A 16845-nucleotide genomic window follows, 5' to 3' on the forward strand; every position below is an offset into this window, starting at 1 on the left:
CGGCACGTACTGACATTCATCGGAGGGGAACACCAGTTATGTCCATCGACAACGAGCTTGAGTCAAACAACAACCCAGCGGCCGCCGAGGCACCCGCCGTCGTGCTGCCCGTGCTGCCCGAGGTAGCGCCGGCCGCACCCGCCGCGGCCCCGGCGAAGAAGGCCCCGGCACGCCGCAAGGCCGCAGTGAAGAAGGCCGCGCCGAAGAAGGCGGCGCCGAAGAAAAAGGCGGCCGCGAAGAAGGCGGCTCCGAAGAAGAAGGCCGCGACCAAGAAGGCTGCGCCTAAGAAGAAGGCCGCCGCGAAGAAAGCGGCTCCCAAGAAAAAGGCTGCAGCCAGGAAGGCCGCGCCGAAGAAGGCTGCCGCCAAGAAAGCGGCAAGGAAGTCGGTGAAGAAGGCGGCCCCGAAGAAGGCGGTGCGCAAGAGCGCGAAGAAAGTGGCGAAGAAGGCGGTCAAGAAAGCCGCCGTCAAGCGCGCCAAGCCCGCCCGCAAGGCGGCAGGCAAGAAGTCGGTCGCCCGCAAGGCGGCCCCGAAGAAGGCGGCGGCAAAGAAGTCCGCCAGCAAGAAGAAGGCCGCCCCCAGGGCAGCCAAGAGGTCCACTGCCAGCAAGAAGAAGTAAGCCGTACCTCCATCCGGCCCGGCGTCGCGCCGGGCCGGATGGTTTTTCATGTCACACGTCGCCGCCATTGCGGCGCACCCCAGCAAAGAAGCGAATCCCATGGCAATCAAGATCGACAAGAAGATCACCGGCTACAACGTGGTCAAGCCCGAGGACAAGGTTGCCGATGCGGCCGGCAGCGCAAAGCAGGCCACCCCTGCCGCGCCCAAGCAGGCCGAAGTGATCCAGATGCACGAGAGTGTCGAGCGGCCGGAAACCCTGGTCGGCTCCACCTTCAAGGTCAAGTCGCCGCTGTTCGAGCACGCGCTGTACGTCACCATCAACGACATCGTGCTCAACGCCGGCACCAAGTACGAGCAGCGCCGCCCCTTCGAGATCTTCATCAACTCGAAGAACATGGACCACTTCCAGTGGATCGTGGCACTCACCCGCATCCTCTCCGCCGTGTTCCGCAAGGGCGGCGACGTGACGTTCATCGTGGAAGAGCTGAAAGCCGTGTTCGACCCCCGCGGCGGCTACTTCAAGGCCGGCGGCGTCTACATGCCCAGCATCGTCGCCGAGATCGGCTCGGTGGTGGAGCAGCACATGAAGAACATCGGGCTGATCCATGATCCGGAGATGGATGAGGCCACCCGCAAGCTGATCGCCGAGAAGCGCGCCGCCTACGAGGCGCTGGACTCAAAAAAAAACGCTGACGCCGGCGTGAGCGCCGCGTCGACCGGCGCCGAGACGCTGACCTTCCCGCCCGGTTCGATGATGTGCGACAAGTGCAACACCAAGGCGCTGGTGCTGATGGACAACTGCCAGACTTGTTTGAATTGCGGGTATTCGAAGTGCGGGTGAATGTCGAGTTGCCGTCATATTAGTCGCACTCCAACCTTAGTAGCCTGCTGACAGGGGAGTCAGGGAATGGGTAGCCCGCTTGTAGCTTTCGCCCTAGTGGCAGATGCGTATAGCAATTCGGGCGATCCAATCCGTGGGCTGTTTCCGCTATTTGCACCCCTCCTTCATGACCGAGTCGGCCAAGTCTTTGACCCGTCCGAGTTTTCGTCTAGATATGAGACTACGTATGGCTTAGAGATGAGCCATACAATCGCGAGTGCGCTTAAAGAAGCTCTATCGGAAATGGGCTTGCTTGTTGAGCCCATTCCTCACAAGTACGAGGTCGCAAACTTTGAGTGGGCGCCTGAGTCCATTGATGAGTCGGAAATTGTAAAAATTCTAGAGCTTTTTTCCAGGTGGGCGAAGGAAAGGCTCGCGCAAACGAATAGGCGATTTAGCGAGAAGCAATTAGAGGATGCTTTTCTGGCTCGCTTGGCTCGTCCGGAATTCTCATCAGTTTTTGTTGACGAGGACCCAGAAAAAAAGCGGAGACGACTGAAAGGCCTGCTCGGATTGGGAGCGATCGACGCCACAGTTAAAGACGAGCTATTCCTTGACTACCTAGTGGCGGAGTTTGTCCTCACTGCAAACGATGCTGCCCCCGACGTCTTTGAAGAGATTGCCAAGATATCTTATGGCTCGCTCATTGCAGAGGCGGTTTCGGGGCTCGCGACGCCAACTGTTAGGCCTGCGGAACATAACCTTAGGGTGGTTTTAGATAGTCCATTAGTTATGGACTTACTTGATCTGAACACTCCCGAACATAAGTCATACGCCGAAGGGCTTGTTGATCTTTTTATTTCCGAAGGCGTTCGGCTTGCGGTCTTTGACCATTCGGTTGACGAAATTCGACGTAGTATAAAAAGTACGTTGGGCGCTTACGCTAGGGGCGACGCGTTTGGGCCGCTTGCACAGCGATTTAAAACGGTTGCTGGGCACAAATTATACGCAATCACGGTCATGGATTCGCTCGAATCCCGAATAAAAGACCTTGGGATAGCAATCTTGCCTTCGCGAATATACGAAGAAGCGAGATTCAAGAAATTTTTTCCCGAAGAACGCGTAGACCAAGTTCGAAATGCAATTGGGGATCTGCATGAGCACCTCGACGCGCGCATCCGTGATTCCATGAGCGTAGCAGTGGTTGCTCGGCTTAAAGGTGAGCAGCGGCTTGCAGCTTCACTTTTCGAGGCGGGGACCGTTTTCGTAACGCGCAATTCAGTCCTCGTGAAGAGGGTGAACAGGGCTCTGTCGGTGGGGCGTGGTGCACCAGACCCTCGCTTTACGATCGTGACGGATGGACAGATTGCCGGCTTCTTTTGGTTTGTCTCCGGCTTCAAGCTTAGCGAAAATCTTTCACGGCGTAGGCTCATTGCGAATTGCTCATCGGCAGTTCTCCCTCGCAAGGATGTGATTTCAAAGATCGCCAATGTCCTCGAAGGCCTGAGCCCCGAACTCAAGAACGAGTTCGAGGCGCTCATGACAGATAAGCGCGCGAGTTTGTGCCCAATGCGCTTGACTGCGGCAGGAGCGGAGCATATCGACGGGGATATGTCGCTGCGTGTTCTGGCTGCCATGAAGGAGGAACTAGTTGTTCCCGTGATACAGCAAGTGGAAGAGGCCAAAACTCGTGTCCAGGAGCGAGATGTTGAGGTTCAGCGTGCTCATGCCGAGAGAAGAGAGATGGTCCTCGCGATGCAAGAAATTGTTCAAGGCGCAGAGGAACAACTAGCCCTTAGCCAAGTTAGCTTCAATGACCAACTGGCGCAGCTACAGTTCAATCTGGAAACACAAGCAAGGGTGACCGAGGGCTTGGCAAAGACCGCTAGAGATAATCTGGAGAATATTTCTCAGAAAATTTCTATTGAGGCTAACAAGTTGCAAACAAATGAAGCTGGTGCGCGTAGAATTTTAAAGTATGGCGGTGCAGTTTTTGTGGGCGTCCCTAGTCTTATTGCTATTCTCTTTCCTGACTACCAAAGCTGGCCGCTAAAAATTGTGCTTGCTGTTGCCTTTATATGCGGCATGGGGATTACGGCGCCATTCGTTTCTCGTGTTATCGATCGTCTTGTTGAGAAAATGTTTCCATCTCAACGGAGTTACTTGATGGGACTTGAACAGGCACGATTAGTAGCGGAGTCGCAGGCAGGCTCGGCTGAGAACCAGGAAAGTTAAGGAAACTCTGATTTTGCTTTGCTGTCGAAGCATGGCCTGTTCTGGAGAGTGTAGACGATGCCCGATCAGCTGACCTTGGCGACGCAAGCCGACGGTGGATTTGAAGCCCACCGCAAGGCCACGCGACGAGATGTGTTCCTGGCCGAGATGGACAAGGTGGTGCCGTGGTCGGAGCTGTGCGCGGTGATCGAACCGTTCTATCCCAAGGCACGTGCCGAAGGCGGGCGTCGCCCAGTGGGCCTGGAGCGCATGTTGCGCATCCACTTCCTGCAGCAGTGGTACGCGCTGAGCGATCCGGCGGTGGAGGAAGCGTTGTACGACTCGGCGTCGATGCGGCGGTTCGTGGGCATTGATCTGGGACGCGAGCCGGCGCCCGATGAGACGACGGTGTGCAAGTTCCGCCACCTGCTGGAAAAGCACGAATTAAAGGGGACGTGGCTAATTAAATCGGAAAGGCGTCGGGAGCAACTTTCCGTAGAGAGACGAAGCCAGGGCGGCGTGATGCGTCCCGCGAGGTGACTGTGACGCTGCTTGGCGAGTAACGTCGCCTGTCTCCGCAGCCTTGATTCCGGCCAACTGCGCCACCGCGGGCGTCGTGCCGCTCGTCTCCACTGGTGGTTCCTGTCCTGGGGCAAGTCGATGTCCGTGCTCCTCATCCGCAGCTTTGGCGACCCGCGCAGCTTCGTTCCGCAGAATTTCCCGCAAGGCGTGCTGCCGCGAACTTCGGCGGAGAGTTACGTGCCCTGGGCGCTCACGGCCGACCGGCGGGTGGTGTATGCCCCCGGTTTTCCTCGCCGCCGTACCGCGCGGGAGTCGCCGGTCAGTCCAGCAGCGTCAGCAGTGCTTCGTAGCGGATGTCGGCGGGTTCGCGCACGTTGGCTTCCATCCGGCGCAGCCATTCCAGCGTGCGGCGAGTCTGTTCGCGCTCCGCTTTCTGCGACAGGTCGAAGGTGACCGAATCGGCCACGTGGTGCAGCATCATCACGAAATCGCACGGCGCGCGGCAGGACTGCACCAGGCCGACGATCTGGAAGCCGATGTCCTGGACCTGCGACTTGATCGCGGTGCTGTCGCTGGTCCCGCCCAGCAGCTCCTGCGCCGCCTCGTCCAGGTAGACGTCCATGATCGCGTCGTTGGGGAAGGGCTCCCGCATGGCCTTCGCGACCTTGGCGGTGAGCGCGGGGTCGTCGGTCAATCGGCGGGTCAGGTTTCGCACGCGGGCGCGCACGTGTTCGATGGCCTTGTTGATGTCGGCGCGATCGGCGACGAGGTTGATCACGGCACCGTTGATCTCCTTCGCCACCCGCTCGGCGATCGCGTGGGCGTCGGTGCCGACGATGCGCTGCACCCGGCCCTTCAGCGGGTCGCGCAGTGCCTTCTCGATCGCCGGCCCGCTGCGGCCGTGCAGCTGGAACATGGCCGTCATGACGGAGGCCAGGATCGGCCGCAGTTGCTCGCGCCAGTGCAGGATGTGGCGGCGGTCCTCGACCGGCCCCTGGCTTGCCTTCGAGTTGACCGGGATCTTGGCGGCCTTGGTGCCCCAAGGCGGGCGACCGACGAAGGTGACCTCGCCGTCCTCGCCGACGGACATGCCGAACTCGCCGCCGTCTGTGTCTTCGTCATCGCCATCGGACATCGACTGTTCCCCGTTGTGCCTGCCACGCAATATAGCGGGGCAGCCCGGTGGCGTGCGCCCGTGGTTCGGGCGTTGCCGGCAGATGCGTGGGGAACCGGGGTCGATAGCCGCTGCCCTCACGACTTCTTCTTGCCGCCATCATCGCGCTTGTCCACGGTGGCCCAGGCGATGCGCTCGGCCGTCTTCTCCGACTTGCCCTTTTTCTTTTCGCTTTCCTCGATGTGGGATGCTTCGCGCTTCTGCTTGGCGGTGTACGAGGATTTGTCGCCCTTGGACATGGGAGTGCTCCAGAGTTAGATGGACGTCCTACGCCAGTGTCCGGGCGGGTGAATGCCCGGTCGTCGATGGATCATCGCCGCGTCATGGCGTCGAGGGGCTGCCACCCGCGTGATCGTGGCGGCGGCAACTTTCCACCGCGCACTTCGCAGGAGGGCCGCCAGGCAGTCGTTCCGGCGCCGCAGGGCGCTGTGCTAGGCTCGAACGATGGGAGCAAGACTGCATCGGACAGCGATCGGCCGCACGCGTGAAGTGCGGGGGCCCGACGCGCTGGAACTCATTGCCGCTGGCGCGATCGTGGCAGCCGTGGTGGCGGTCGCCACGGGTTTCGGCAGCCGCGTGATGCTCATGGCGCAGACCCTGGACGCGGTCTCGCTGGCGTGGGCCCCGCAAGTCAATGCCCGGGTCTATCGCGCCGAACATGGTCGATGGCCCTCGGCGGGCGACCCGAACATCCTCGGCGACGCGCGTGCGGGGTCGCACGTGGAGAACCTCTCACTGGCGGAGGGTGGCGTCATCACGGCGCAGGTAGTGCTGGGCCAGTCGCTGCCGGCCGGCAACCGCAGCGGCGCGGTGGCGACAGGCGGTGTGCGGGGGCGGCTGTCGTTCCGCCCCGAGCTGATGGGGTCGGCCGAGGAGCCGACGGTTTCCTTCCTGTGCGGTTACGCCACGCCAGTGTCCGGAACGGTCGAGGCCACGGCCGCGAACCGGACCACCCTCCCCGTGGACTACCTCCCGCCCTCTTGCCGGTGATTGCGAATGGATGCCTTGAAGCTGGATGACTCCCGCGATTTCGTGACGCGCCAGTACGCGCATCTGCTCGCCAGCGGCCTGGACGAGCCGGCGGCGCATGCGCGGTTGCGCGAGGTGCTGGGCGCGGATGCCGTGGCGCTGCTCGGCGGCGGCGATGCGGCGGACGGCCCGGCCCGCTTCGCCGATGCCGGCATGGGCCCGCGCCTGGCTGCGGCAGCGAAGGAACTTGGCGGCAGCGCGGCCGGCGTGCAAGCCGCGTTCATCCACTCGCTGGCCGAGGCGCGGCTGTTCGCGCTGGACTGGTGGCGGCCGGTGCGCACCTTTCTTTCGTACGTGCTGTTCCTGCTGGGCCTGGCGCTGGTGATCGCGCTCATCTACGCGACCTACGTGCTGCCGGCCTTCAGTCACCTCGACCGCACGCTGGGCGTGCACGGCGCCGCCGACTGGATCGTCGCGAACGGCGCCATCCGCCTGTTCGCGCCGCTGCTGGTGATGGCCATCGTGCTGGTGCTGCTGGCGACGCGATGGCTGCGCATGCGTCGTCGCATGGCGCAGCTGCAACCGCTGGGGCGCGCCCGTGCCGGCTGGCTGGATGGCAAGGGCGCGGCCGCCTACCAGGTGCTGCGCTGCCTGGAGTTTGCCGCTGCGCTCAAGGCGGCAGGGGTGACGGATGCGGCGGTGCTGGAGCCGGCCCTGCGGTTGGCCGGCTGGCCAGCGGGGACGCCGCTCGCCGGCGAACTGGGCGAAAAGCTCGCGCAGGCCGAGCGCCTGGGCACGTTCGACGTGGAACTGGAATGGCAGCGCCGCCTGCACTGGACCACCGCCCAGGCCCAACTCGAATCGTCGCGCGACCGCCTGATCCTGGCCTCGCGCGTGCTGTTCTACATCCTGATCGGCGTCATGGTCACGGTGCTTTACATCCCGATTTTTTCGGTCGCCAGCATGGTGGGAGTGCATTGAGGATGACACGCAAACGCGGATTCACGCTTATCGAACTGATGATCGTCGTGGCCATCATCGGCATCCTCGCGGCGATCGCGATCCCGGCGTACCAGAGCTACGTCATTCGCGCGCAGACCACCGAGGCGTTCTCGCTGGGCTCGTTCGTGCAGCCGAAGATCGTCGACTACTACCGCCAGTTCGGCCACTTCCCCGCGGACAACCGCGCCAGCGGCGTGCCGTCGGCGGGGTCGATCATCGGCCATTACGTGGGCGCGGTGACCGTCGACGACGGCGTGATCAACATCCGTTTCCGCGACAGGAACATCAACAGCGCCCTGCAAGGCCAGGTGCTGAGCCTGCGGCCGCTGGTGGTGAAGGGCAGCCCGCACAGCCCGATTGCCTGGGCCTGCGGCGAATCGCCGGCACCGGAGGGCATGTCGGCCATCGGCACCAACCGCACCACGCTCAAGGCCGCCTACCTGCCGTCGAGCTGCCGCGCGCCATAGGCGCCCCGGCTTCGGCGCATCACGCCGCCGTTGCATCCACCGCGGCACCTCGGCAGCCCGCGCTCGCCATCACGATTCGACGAAACGCTGCAGCCGCCCCAGCGCCGCGCCCCACTGCGCGCTGATCGCGTCCAGCGCCTGGCGTGCCTCGTCCAGCCGGGTCGGCGTGAACTCCCACAAGCGCTCGCGACCCTGGCGCAGGTCGTGCATCAGGCCCGCGTCGGCAAGCACCTGCAAATGCTTGGTGACGGCCTGGCGGGTGATGGTGGTGCCCGCGGTGAGCTGGGCAATCGACAGCGCGCCGCCGGCACATAGCGCCACGACCAGCCGCAGCCGGGTGGCATCGCCCAGCGCGGCGAACACCGGCGCGCTGGCGGAGAGCGCGGCGGGCTTGCGGCGGGAGCGTTCAGTGCGCGGCGACATATTTCTCGATGTTGCCCATCTGCATGGCCCAACCACCCGCGTTGGCACGCAGCGCGGCGTCGCGGCGCGCGGCCGGCAACCGGTCGAAGCCCGACTCGGTCAGCCGCAGCATGATGCCTTCGGCCACCGCTTCGAGTTCGAAGGTAACCAGGGTGGTCGGCTCCTTGTCGTAATCCATGCCCGGCTCGATCGCGTAGGGGTGCCAGCGCCAGGCGAACACGCGCATCGGCTCGATGCGTTCGACGTACAGCGTGAACGGGGTGCCGGCATGCGGCGCCTGCAGCCTGGCGACTTCGGCGTCGACCTGGGTGGGCTGGATCGTGCCGGTGATCGGCTGACCGGCGACGAAGGGGCCGTCCAGTGCCATGCCGAACCAGGCGCCGAACGCGCCGGCGTCGGTCAGCGCGTGCCATACCCGTTCCAGCGGTGCGCGCAGCAGGATGTGTTGTTCGATGCGGTCAGTCGACGCGCCCATGGCAATCCTCGATGGCAACCGGAAGGTTGCATGATGCGCGCACCGTGCCTGACGTGCAACCTTGAAGTTGCATAATTCCCGGCACCGGTTTCCGGTGGCAGGCACCCGAACGGAAAGGCCTGCGATACTTCGCCGGTGTGGCGCGCAGGGGATGAACGGCATGTCGTGGGGATGGACCTTGCTGGGAGTGTTCGGCCAGCTGCTGCTGGCGTATCTGCTGTTCATGCTGGTGGCATTTTCCGGCGGCGGCATGGCCAGCGGGCGTTCGCTGCGCCCGCGCCAGTTGCGGGTGCTGAACCTGTCGATCTTCGTGCTGCCCGGTGCCTGCCTGTGCAGCGCGCTCATCGTGCTGTGCCTGCAAGTGTGCGGTGGCGGCGCCGGTGCATACGCCTGGCATGCGCTGCCGCTGGTGGCCACCGTGCTGTATCTGGGCTATCTGCGCTGGCTGGTCCGGCACGGCTGAAGCGTCACGCACACCCTGTTACCGTGCGCGGGCATGTTCACCGGAGACAGGCCATGGAACCCGAATTCTGGCATCGGCGCTGGCGCGAGGGTCGCACCGGCTTTCATCAGGATCGACCCACGCCGTTGCTGCTCGCGCACTGGTCGGCGCTGGCACTGGCGCCGGACACCCGCGTGCTGGTGCCGCTGGCCGGCAAGTCGCTGGACATGGTCTGGCTGGCCGCGCAGGGGCATCGCGTGCTGGGCGTGGAGCTGTCGCCGCTGGCAGTGGAGCAGTTCTTCGCCGAACACGAACTGACGCCGCAGGTGTCCGCCTCGGCCTGTGGCCGTCGCCACGTGGCCGGCAACATCGAGCTGATCTGCGGCGACGTGTTCGGGCTCGATGCCGACCTCCTCGCCGATTGCTCGGCGGTGTACGACCGCGCCGCGCTGATCGCGCTGCCGCCGGAGCTGCGTCGTCGCTACGTGGACGAACTGCACGCAAGGCTGCCTGCCGGCTGCCGCGGCCTGCTGATCACGCTCGACTATCCGCCGCACGAAAAGCAGGGCCCGCCGTTTGCCGTGTCCGAGGCCGAGGTGCGCGAGCGTTACGGCCGCGACTGGGTGGTGGAGTTGCTGGAGCGCCGCGACATCCTGGCCGAGCAGCCGGGCTTCGCCGCCGAAGGGGTGAGCGCACTGGAGACCGCCGCGTACCGGCTGCTGCGCAAGGCCTGATTCACCGCGCCGTTCGGTGCGTGCGAAAAGGTCTAGACTGACCGCGTCAAACGTTCCCGCCTTGTGCGTGGAGGGTTCCGGCATGGTGGCCTGGATGCATGCGGCGATCCTGGCGTGGTCGGTGGCCACCGCGCCCGCCCCGGCCATGCCGCCGCCGGAGCCGATGCCGCCTCCCGAACAGGTCATGGCGATTCCGCCGGCCTTGCGCGCGCAACTGCAGCAGCAGGTCACCGGCGGTGGCGGGTCGGAGCGGCAGCGGCTGCAGCGCCTGGTGGCGTTCCTGTTCGATCCTTCCGGCCTGGGCATGACCTACGCCGCCGACGCCACCTTGACGGTGGCGCAGGCGTACCGGCTGCGCCAGGCCAACTGCCTCACCTTCACCCTGCTCACCGTGGCGCTGGCGCGCGAGGCCGGGCTGGAGGCCCGCGCGCAGGAGATCGACGACGTCGTGGCCTGGCGCGTGCAGGACAATGTGGTCTACCGCTTCAACCACGTCAATGCGCAAGTCGCGATCGGCCGCATGCGCTACACCGTCGACGTGGCCCGCGACGAGGTGCTGGCGCGGCACCAGCCCGAGCCGATTCCCGACCAGCGCCTGCTGGCGCTCTACTACAACAACCGCGCCGCCGAATTGCTGGCCGACGACGACCCGAAGGTCGCCGCCCCCTACATGGCGATGACGCTGCAGCTGGCGCCGCGCTATGCCAGCGGCCGGGCCAATGCCGGCGTGTTGCGGCTGCGCCTGGGCGACCTGCGCGGCGCCGAGCGCAATTATCTGCAGGCGCTGGCGCTGGACCCGACGCATGCAGGCGCGCTGTTCAACCTGGTCACGCTGTATCGCAGCCAGGGCGACGAGGCGCGCCGCGCCCGCTTCCAGCAGCGACTGGAAAAGGTGCAGCAGAAGGACCCGTACTTCCAGTTCCTGCTGGCCATGGACGACGAAAAACGGGGCGACTACGCCGGCGCCGTGCAGCACTACCGGCGCGCCATCCGGCTGTACCACGGCGACCCGCGTTTCTACCTCGGGCTGGCCCGGGTCTATCGGCAACTGGGCGAGGAGCGCCATGCGCGGCGGGCCCTGCAACGTGCCGACGTGCTCGGCCGCAACGCCGACGCGGACCACCGCGCGCGGGTGCCGCTGCGCAATTGAGGTCGGCGGGGATGATTTCCGGGTACTTTCAATTTTCACCTTTTGAGGTGAAAATGCCGGAACCATGAGCCTGCACCTGACCAGCCGCCAGTCCAACATCCTCGAGTTCATCCGCGCCCGCGTGGCACGGGATGGGCAGGCGCCCACGCTGGAGGAGATCGGCCAGGCGATGGGCCTGCCCCACGTCAGCGCGGTGCTCAAACACGTGCGTTCGCTGGAGGCCAAGGGGCGGCTGGCGATCGAGCCGCACCGCTCGCGCGGCATCCGCCTGGTGGATGCGCCCGACGCGCTGGATGCCGATACCCTGGAGCTGCCGCTGGTCGGCCGCATCGCCGCCGGCGAGCCGCTGTTCTCCGAGTCGCGGATCGAGCGCAGCCTGCGCGTGTCGCGCTGGCTGTTCCGGCTCACGCCGGATTACCTGGTGCGGGTGGTCGGCGACTCGATGCGCGACGAGGGCATCCTCGACCAAGACCTGGTCGGCGTGCACGCCACGCCGGTGGCGCGGCACGGCCAGGTGGTGGCGGCGCGCGTCGGCGGCGACCGCTTCACGATCAAGCGGCTGTACTGGCAGGGCGAGGTGATCCGGCTGCTGCCGAACAGCCCCGGCTATCAGCCGATCGATCCCGACCCCACCGAGGATTTCGCCATCGAAGGCCTGTTCGCCGGCCTGCTGAGGGGCGGCTGATGGCGGCCGTGGTGCCCCTGTCGAACCTGCTCGATGCGCGCCGGGTCTGGCGCGGCCGGGCCGAGCCGCCGCCGGCCGGCGAGCAGCCGACCGGCTGGGCCGCGCTGGATGCGGTGCTGCCCAGCGGCGGCTGGCCGGCGGCGGCGCTGTCGGAAATCCTGCTGCCGCTGGATGGCGTGGGCGAACTGCAACTGGTGCTGCCCACGCTGGCGCGCCTCAGCCAGGGTGCGCGGCCGGTGGTGCTGGTGGCGCCGCCGTATCTGCCCTGCGTGGCCGGTTGGCGCCAGCACGGCGTGGACATGCGTCGGGTCGAGATCGTCAACGCGACCGAGGCCGACGTGCTGTGGGCGACGGAGCAATGCCTGCGCTCGGGCAGCTGCGCGGCGGTGCTGGCGTGGCCGCGGCAGGCGGACGATCGCGCGCTGCGGCGCCTGCAGGTGGCGGCCGACGGCGGCCGCGCGCTGGCCTTCGCGTTCCGCGATCGCCGGCATCTCTCCAATGCCTCGCCGGCGGCGTTGCGGCTGGAGCTGGAGGCACGGCCGCAGGCGCGGGTATGGGTGCGCAAATGCCGGGGCGGCGCGGTGCCGGCGCAACCGCTGCCGCTGCCCACCGCGGCGCTGCATTGATGGTGGCCGCGCATGTTGTGGGCTTGCATCTTGTTGCCGCAGCTGGCACTGGACGGTGTCCTCCGCCGCCGCCCGGACGCGGGGCCGCTGGTGCTGGTGGCCGGCACCGGGCATGCGCGCAGCATCGTGGCGGCGAACGCGGCCGCGCGCGAGGCCGGCCTGCGCGTGGGCCAGCGGCTGAGCGCGGCGCAGGCGCTGCTGGCGCAATTCGAGGCGCTGCCGTACCAGCCTGAGCGGGTCGACCACTGGCATCGGTTCCTGGCCGCGGTGGCCTATCGCTACAGCGCCGAGGTGAGCCTGTTGCCGCACGCGATCGTGCTGGAGGTCAGCCGCAGCCTGAGCTTGTTCGGCTCGTGGCCGCGGCTGGAAAGCCTGCTGCGTGCCGATCTCGACGCGCTGGGTTTCCGCCACCGGATCAGCGCCGCGCCCACGCCGCATGCGGCCCACGTGCTGACCGGTGTCGCCGACGGCCAGGCGGTGCTCACCGACGAGCAGCTGCGCCACGCGCTGCAGCGCATCCCGCTGTCGCAGAGTCGCCTGCCTGCGGCGGCGGCCGACGCCTTGCCGGGCATGGGCATCCGCACGCTGGGCCAGTTGCTGGTGCTGCCGCGCGACGGCCTGCGCCGGCGCTTCGGTGCGGAGTTGCTGCTGGCGCTGGATCGGCTGACCGGCGCGGCCCCGGCCGGCCTGGAAGCGTATCGGCCACCCGACCGCTTCGACCTGCGCATCGAGCTGACGCATGAAGTCGAAGCCATCGGCGCGCTGGTGTTTCCGCTGCGGCGGATGACGGCCGACCTGTCCGCCTACCTGGCCGGTCGCGACGGCGGCGTGCAGCGTTTCACGTTGCAGCTGGAACATCGCGAGGGACACACCGAGGTGAAGGTGGGCCTGCTCGCACCCGAGCGCGAGGCCGGCATGCTGTTCGAACTGGCACGCGGACGACTGGAGCAGGTGCAATTGCCGCAGCCGGTGCTGGCCATGCGCCTGATCGCGCGCGACCTGCCTGCGTTCGTGCCGGCCGGCCGCGACCTGTTCGACGAGCGCCCCGCCAACGCATTGCCGATCGAACAGTTGCGCGAACGCCTGCGTGCGCGGCTGGGCGATCATGCCGTGCATCAACTGGGCAGCACCACCGATCCGCGGCCCGAGTTGGCGCAGAAAGTGACGGCCCACGATGACGGCTGGCAGGAACCCTCGCCGCGACCGACTTGGCTGTTCGAGCGGCCGATTCCCCTGCGTGGTCCCGCCCCGCAGATCCTGGCCGGCCCCGAGCGGCTGGAAACCGGCTGGTGGGATGGCGGCGAGGTGTGCCGCGACTACTACGTGGTGGAAACCGCGCAAGGCCAGCGCGGCTGGGCATTTTGCGCGCCGGGCGAGCGCGACGGCTGGATGCTGCACGGCTGGTTCGCATGAACGCGTATGCCGAGCTGCATTGCCTGTCGAACTTCTCGTTCGGCCGCGGCGCGTCCAGCGCGCGTGAATTGTTCGAACGCGCGAAGGCTTGCGGCTACGAGGCGCTGGCGGTCACCGACGAATGCTCGCTGGCCGGCATCGTGCGCGCGCTGGAAGCCTCGCGCGCCACCGGCGTGAAGCTGATCGTCGGCGCCGAATTCCAGCTCGACGACGGCCCCAAACTGGTGCTGCTGTGCGAGAACAAGGCCGGCTATACCGCACTGTGCGCGCTGATCACCCGTGGCCGCCGCGCCGCGGCCAAGGGTACGTACCGGCTGCAGCGCGCCGATCTCGCCGATGGCGTGCCGGGCACCTTCGCGCTGTGGATGCCCGGGCGCGAGCCCGATGTCGCGCACGGTCGCTGGATGCGCGACACCTTCGCCGAGCGGGCGTGGCTGGCGGTGGAACTGCATCACGGGCCGGACGACGCGCAACGCCTGCGCGAGCTGCAGCGGCTCGGGCACAGCCTCGACCTGCCGCTGGTTGCCGCCGGCGACGTGCACATGCACGTGCGTCGCCGGCTGGCGTTGCAGAACACGCTGACCGCGATCCGCCATCGCGTGCCGCTGGCCGAAGCCGGCGCGCTGATCTTCCGCAACGGCGAGCGCCACCTGCGCCGGCGCGAGGCACTGGGTGCGATCTACCCTGCCGCGCTGATGCTCGAAAGCACCGCCATCGCCGCGCGCTGCACGTTCAGCCTCGACGAACTGGAATACCGCTACCCCGCCGAACTGGTGCCGGCCGGCCACAGCGCCAGCAGCTGGCTGCGCCATCTCACCGAACAAGGCATGCGCTGGCGCTGGCCGGATGGCGTGCCGGAGAAAGTCCGCGCACAGATCGAGCACGAGCTGGGCCTGATCGAATATCTGAAGTACGAGTCCTATTTCCTCACCGTGCACGACATCGTGCACTTCGCCCGCAGCAAGGGAATTCTCTGCCAGGGCCGCGGCTCGGCGGCCAACTCCGCCGTGTGTTTCGCGCTCGGCGTCACCGAGGTCGACCCGGCGCGGATGAACCTGCTGGTGGAGCGTTTCATCAGCAAGGAGCGCAACGAGCCGCCCGACATCGACGTGGATTTCGAGCACGAGCGGCGCGAGGAAGTGATCCAGTACATCTATGCCAAGTACGGCCGCGAGCGTGCCGCGCTGGCGGCCACGGTGATCTGCTATCGCGGCAGGAGCGCCGTGCGCGACGTGGCCAAGGCGCTGGGCCTGCCGCCGGACCAGGTGGACCAGCTGAGCGGCATCTTCGGCTGGCGCGGTGAGCAATCGCTGGACGAACGCCTGCGCGAACACGGTTTCGACCCGCAGGGCGCGGTGCTGCGCCGGGTGCTGAAACTCACCGCCGAGTTGCGCGACATGCCGCGGCACCTGTCGCAGCACGTGGGCGGCTTCGTGATCAGCGACGCACCGCTGGCCGAGCTGGTGCCGGTGGAAAACGCGGCGATGCCCGATCGCACCATCATCCAGTGGGACAAGGACGACCTCGACACCATGCGCCTGCTCAAGGTCGATTGCCTGGCGCTGGGCATGCTCAGCTGCGTGCGCCGTTGCCTGGACCTGCTGCGCGCGCATCGCGGCCAGGATTACAGCCTGGCGACGCTGCCGACCGAAGACCCGCAAACGTACGAGATGATCCAGCGCGCCGACACCGTCGGCGTGTTCCAGATCGAGAGTCGCGCGCAGATGGCGATGCTGCCGCGGCATCGCCCGGAAAATTTCTACGACCTGGTGATCCAGGTGGCGATCGTGCGGCCCGGCCCGATCCAGGGCGACATGGTGCATCCGTACCTGCGCCGCCGGCGCGGCGAGGAGCCGGTGGACTATCCCTCGGAGGATCTGAAGGCGGTGTTCGAACGCACCCTGGGCGTGCCGCTGTTCCAGGAGCAGGTGATGAAGCTGGCGATCGTGGCGGCCGGCTACACGGCCGGCGAGGCCGACCAGCTGCGCCGCGCGATGGCGGCGTGGAAACGTCACGGCGGCATGGAGCACCACCGCGAGCGGATCATCCGCGGCATGCTCGAACGCGGCTACACCGCCGAGTTCGCCGCGCGACTGTTCGAGCAGATCAAGGGCTTCGGCAGCTACGGTTTTCCCGAGAGCCACGCGGCCAGTTTCGCCGGCATCGTCTACGCCAGCTGCTGGCTGAAATGCCACGAGCCGGCTGCGTTCGCCTGTGCCCTGCTCAACGCGCAGCCGATGGGTTTCTACGGGCCCAGCCAGATCGTGCAGGACGCGCAGCGCCACGGCATCGCGGTGCGCCCGGTCGACGTGCGCCACAGCGACTGGGACTGCACGCTGGAGGACGACGGGCGCGATCAGCCGGCGCTGCGGCTCGGGCTGCGGCAAGTGCGCGGTTTTCGCGAAGATGTCGCCGGGCGGATTTCGGCAGCGCGCGCCGTGCGTGCCTTCGTCGACGTGACGGAGCTGTGCGCCCGCACCGGCATCGACCGCCGCCAGCAGGAACTGCTGGCCGAGGCGGGCGCCTTGCGCGGCCTGGCGGGTCATCGCCATCGCGCGAAGTGGGCGGTGGCCGGGGTCGAATCGCAGCTGCCGTTGTTCGGGCGCGCCAGTCCGGCGGAAGAGGCTGTCGTGCTGCCGGTGCCGTCGGTGGCGGAAAACCTGCAGTCGGACTATGCGCGCACCGGACTCAGCCTCGGCCCGCATCCGCTGCAACTGATCCGCCCGCGCCTGCGCGCGGCGCGTTTCGCCGACTCGCGCAGCCTGCGCGGCCAAGCGCACCAGAGCACGGTGCGCGCCGCCGGCCTGGTCACCCAGCGCCAGCGCCCGCAGACCGCCAGCGGCGTCACCTTCATCACCATCGAAGACGAGCACGGCGCGATCAACGTGGTGGTGTGGAGCCAGGTGGCCGAGCGGCAACGGCGCGCGTATCTGGAGGCGCGCCTGCTCGGGGTGGAAGGGCAGTGGGAATGCGTCGACGGCGTGGCCCACCTGATCGCCCGGCGGCTCACCGACATGAGTGCGTGGCTGGGCGAGCTGGACAGTCGCTCGCGCGATTTCCACTGACTCCGGCGCTGCCGCCGCGCAGGGAATCGGTTAGGCTGGAGCCGC

General features: G+C 66.7%; 17 protein-coding genes and 1 pseudogene. 14 read left to right on the top strand and 4 right to left on the bottom strand.

Going from position 1 to position 16845, the window contains the following annotated elements; translation table 11 throughout:
• Positions 1-38: 38 nt before the first annotated feature.
• From ACVCMG_RS13165 to ACVCMG_RS13180, 4 genes and pseudogenes are all read left to right on the top strand, one after another.
• Positions 39-617 (top strand): hypothetical protein, encoded by a 579-nt coding sequence (locus ACVCMG_RS13165; RefSeq protein ID WP_447114314.1) that lies wholly within the window; start codon positions 39-41, stop codon positions 615-617.
• A 99-nt stretch (positions 618-716) separates the two neighbouring features.
• Positions 717-1460, top strand: a complete 744-nt coding sequence (locus ACVCMG_RS13170; protein ID WP_447114315.1) for a TSCPD domain-containing protein — start codon at positions 717-719, stop codon at positions 1458-1460.
• Between the two features lie 237 nt (positions 1461-1697).
• Positions 1698-3674: a hypothetical protein gene (locus ACVCMG_RS13175; protein ID WP_447114316.1), complete on the top strand. Its 1977-nt coding sequence runs from the start codon at positions 1698-1700 to the stop codon at positions 3672-3674.
• Between the two features lie 57 nt (positions 3675-3731).
• A pseudogene (locus tag ACVCMG_RS13180) lies at positions 3732-4100 on the top strand (transposase); the annotation flags it as partial.
• Positions 4101-4494: 394 nt separating this feature from the next.
• On the opposite strand, the gene ACVCMG_RS13185 reads toward ACVCMG_RS13180, so the two are convergent.
• Together ACVCMG_RS13185 and ACVCMG_RS13190 are read right to left on the bottom strand one after the other, a co-directional pair.
• On the bottom strand, positions 4495-5310 hold the full coding sequence (locus ACVCMG_RS13185) for a hypothetical protein (protein WP_447114317.1): 816 nt from the start codon (positions 5308-5310) through the stop codon (positions 4495-4497).
• Positions 5311-5426: 116 nt separating this feature from the next.
• Positions 5427-5588 carry a hypothetical protein gene (locus tag ACVCMG_RS13190; protein ID WP_447114318.1) on the bottom strand — a complete coding sequence of 54 codons (162 nt, stop codon included), beginning with the start codon at positions 5586-5588 and terminating at the stop codon, positions 5427-5429.
• 205 nt (positions 5589-5793) lie between these two features.
• Here ACVCMG_RS13190 and ACVCMG_RS13195 point away from each other — a divergent pair, with 205 nt between their 5' ends.
• The 3 genes from ACVCMG_RS13195 to ACVCMG_RS13205 are packed head-to-tail and all read left to right on the top strand — an operon-like array spanning position 5794 to position 7787.
• Entirely contained in the window at positions 5794-6339 is a 546-nt protein-coding gene (locus tag ACVCMG_RS13195) for a hypothetical protein (protein WP_395120217.1), read from the top strand.
• Positions 6340-6345: 6 nt separating this feature from the next.
• Entirely contained in the window at positions 6346-7299 is a 954-nt protein-coding gene (locus ACVCMG_RS13200; protein WP_447114319.1) for a hypothetical protein, read from the top strand.
• A gap of 2 nt (positions 7300-7301) precedes the next feature.
• Positions 7302-7787, top strand: a complete 486-nt coding sequence (locus ACVCMG_RS13205) for a pilin (RefSeq protein ID WP_395120215.1) — start codon at positions 7302-7304, stop codon at positions 7785-7787.
• A gap of 69 nt (positions 7788-7856) precedes the next feature.
• On the opposite strand, the gene ACVCMG_RS13210 is transcribed toward ACVCMG_RS13205, so the two are convergent.
• Together ACVCMG_RS13210 and ACVCMG_RS13215 are read right to left on the bottom strand one after the other, a co-directional pair.
• Entirely contained in the window at positions 7857-8210 is a 354-nt protein-coding gene (locus ACVCMG_RS13210) for an ArsR/SmtB family transcription factor (protein WP_136258304.1), read from the bottom strand.
• Entirely contained in the window at positions 8194-8685 is a 492-nt protein-coding gene (locus ACVCMG_RS13215; RefSeq protein ID WP_136258303.1) for an SRPBCC family protein, read from the bottom strand. The genes ACVCMG_RS13210 and ACVCMG_RS13215 overlap by 17 nt, the downstream gene beginning before the upstream one ends.
• A gap of 160 nt (positions 8686-8845) precedes the next feature.
• Between ACVCMG_RS13215 and ACVCMG_RS13220 the strand changes: the two genes are divergently transcribed.
• The 7 genes from ACVCMG_RS13220 (at position 8846) to ACVCMG_RS13250 (ending at position 16800) form a co-directional block, all read left to right on the top strand.
• Complete coding sequence (locus ACVCMG_RS13220) at positions 8846-9148, top strand: hypothetical protein (RefSeq protein ID WP_447098040.1); 303 nt, start codon at positions 8846-8848, stop codon at positions 9146-9148.
• A 53-nt stretch (positions 9149-9201) separates the two neighbouring features.
• A complete protein-coding gene (locus tag ACVCMG_RS13225) occupies positions 9202-9861 on the top strand; it encodes a thiopurine S-methyltransferase (protein ID WP_447099678.1) in 660 nt (219 codons plus the stop codon).
• Positions 9862-9943: 82 nt separating this feature from the next.
• The gene (locus tag ACVCMG_RS13230; protein WP_395120210.1) at positions 9944-11011 is read left to right on the top strand and encodes a tetratricopeptide repeat protein; all 1068 of its coding nucleotides are present in this window, start codon (positions 9944-9946) and stop codon (positions 11009-11011) included.
• A gap of 64 nt (positions 11012-11075) precedes the next feature.
• Positions 11076-11696, top strand: coding sequence for a transcriptional repressor LexA (gene lexA / locus ACVCMG_RS13235; RefSeq protein ID WP_395120209.1), 621 nt, complete (start codon positions 11076-11078; stop codon positions 11694-11696).
• Positions 11696-12322 (top strand): translesion DNA synthesis-associated protein ImuA, encoded by a 627-nt coding sequence (gene imuA / locus ACVCMG_RS13240; protein ID WP_447098043.1) that lies wholly within the window; start codon positions 11696-11698, stop codon positions 12320-12322. Before lexA ends, imuA begins: the two co-directional genes overlap by 1 nt.
• A 12-nt stretch (positions 12323-12334) precedes the next feature.
• A complete protein-coding gene (locus tag ACVCMG_RS13245; protein ID WP_447114320.1) occupies positions 12335-13735 on the top strand; it encodes a Y-family DNA polymerase in 1401 nt (466 codons plus the stop codon).
• Positions 13732-16800, top strand: coding sequence for an error-prone DNA polymerase (locus ACVCMG_RS13250; RefSeq protein ID WP_447114321.1), 3069 nt, complete (start codon positions 13732-13734; stop codon positions 16798-16800). The genes ACVCMG_RS13245 and ACVCMG_RS13250 overlap by 4 nt, the downstream gene beginning before the upstream one ends.
• Positions 16801-16845 lie beyond the last annotated feature (45 nt).

Source organism: Rhodanobacter sp. UC4451_H18, assembly GCF_052978225.1.

What these genes read in the sequence shown, in the direction of transcription:
- ACVCMG_RS13165 (WP_447114314.1), top strand. Translation starts at nt 39, where the DNA reads ATGTCCATCGACAACGAGCTTGAGTCAAACAACAACCCAGCGGCCGCC.
- ACVCMG_RS13170 (WP_447114315.1), top strand. Translation starts at nt 717, where the DNA reads ATGGCAATCAAGATCGACAAGAAGATCACCGGCTACAACGTGGTCAAG.
- ACVCMG_RS13175 (WP_447114316.1), top strand. Translation starts at nt 1,698, where the DNA reads ATGAGCCATACAATCGCGAGTGCGCTTAAAGAAGCTCTATCGGAAATG.
- ACVCMG_RS13185 (WP_447114317.1), bottom strand. Translation starts at nt 5,310, where the DNA reads ATGTCCGATGGCGATGACGAAGACACAGACGGCGGCGAGTTCGGCATG.
- ACVCMG_RS13190 (WP_447114318.1), bottom strand. Translation starts at nt 5,588, where the DNA reads ATGTCCAAGGGCGACAAATCCTCGTACACCGCCAAGCAGAAGCGCGAA.
- ACVCMG_RS13195 (WP_395120217.1), top strand. Translation starts at nt 5,794, where the DNA reads ATGGGAGCAAGACTGCATCGGACAGCGATCGGCCGCACGCGTGAAGTG.
- ACVCMG_RS13200 (WP_447114319.1), top strand. Translation starts at nt 6,346, where the DNA reads ATGGATGCCTTGAAGCTGGATGACTCCCGCGATTTCGTGACGCGCCAG.
- ACVCMG_RS13205 (WP_395120215.1), top strand. Translation starts at nt 7,302, where the DNA reads ATGACACGCAAACGCGGATTCACGCTTATCGAACTGATGATCGTCGTG.
- ACVCMG_RS13210 (WP_136258304.1), bottom strand. Translation starts at nt 8,210, where the DNA reads ATGTCGCCGCGCACTGAACGCTCCCGCCGCAAGCCCGCCGCGCTCTCC.
- ACVCMG_RS13215 (WP_136258303.1), bottom strand. Translation starts at nt 8,685, where the DNA reads ATGGGCGCGTCGACTGACCGCATCGAACAACACATCCTGCTGCGCGCA.
- ACVCMG_RS13220 (WP_447098040.1), top strand. Translation starts at nt 8,846, where the DNA reads ATGTCGTGGGGATGGACCTTGCTGGGAGTGTTCGGCCAGCTGCTGCTG.
- ACVCMG_RS13225 (WP_447099678.1), top strand. Translation starts at nt 9,202, where the DNA reads ATGGAACCCGAATTCTGGCATCGGCGCTGGCGCGAGGGTCGCACCGGC.
- ACVCMG_RS13230 (WP_395120210.1), top strand. Translation starts at nt 9,944, where the DNA reads ATGGTGGCCTGGATGCATGCGGCGATCCTGGCGTGGTCGGTGGCCACC.
- lexA (WP_395120209.1), top strand. Translation starts at nt 11,076, where the DNA reads ATGAGCCTGCACCTGACCAGCCGCCAGTCCAACATCCTCGAGTTCATC.
- imuA (WP_447098043.1), top strand. Translation starts at nt 11,696, where the DNA reads ATGGCGGCCGTGGTGCCCCTGTCGAACCTGCTCGATGCGCGCCGGGTC.
- ACVCMG_RS13245 (WP_447114320.1), top strand. Translation starts at nt 12,335, where the DNA reads ATGTTGTGGGCTTGCATCTTGTTGCCGCAGCTGGCACTGGACGGTGTC.
- ACVCMG_RS13250 (WP_447114321.1), top strand. Translation starts at nt 13,732, where the DNA reads ATGAACGCGTATGCCGAGCTGCATTGCCTGTCGAACTTCTCGTTCGGC.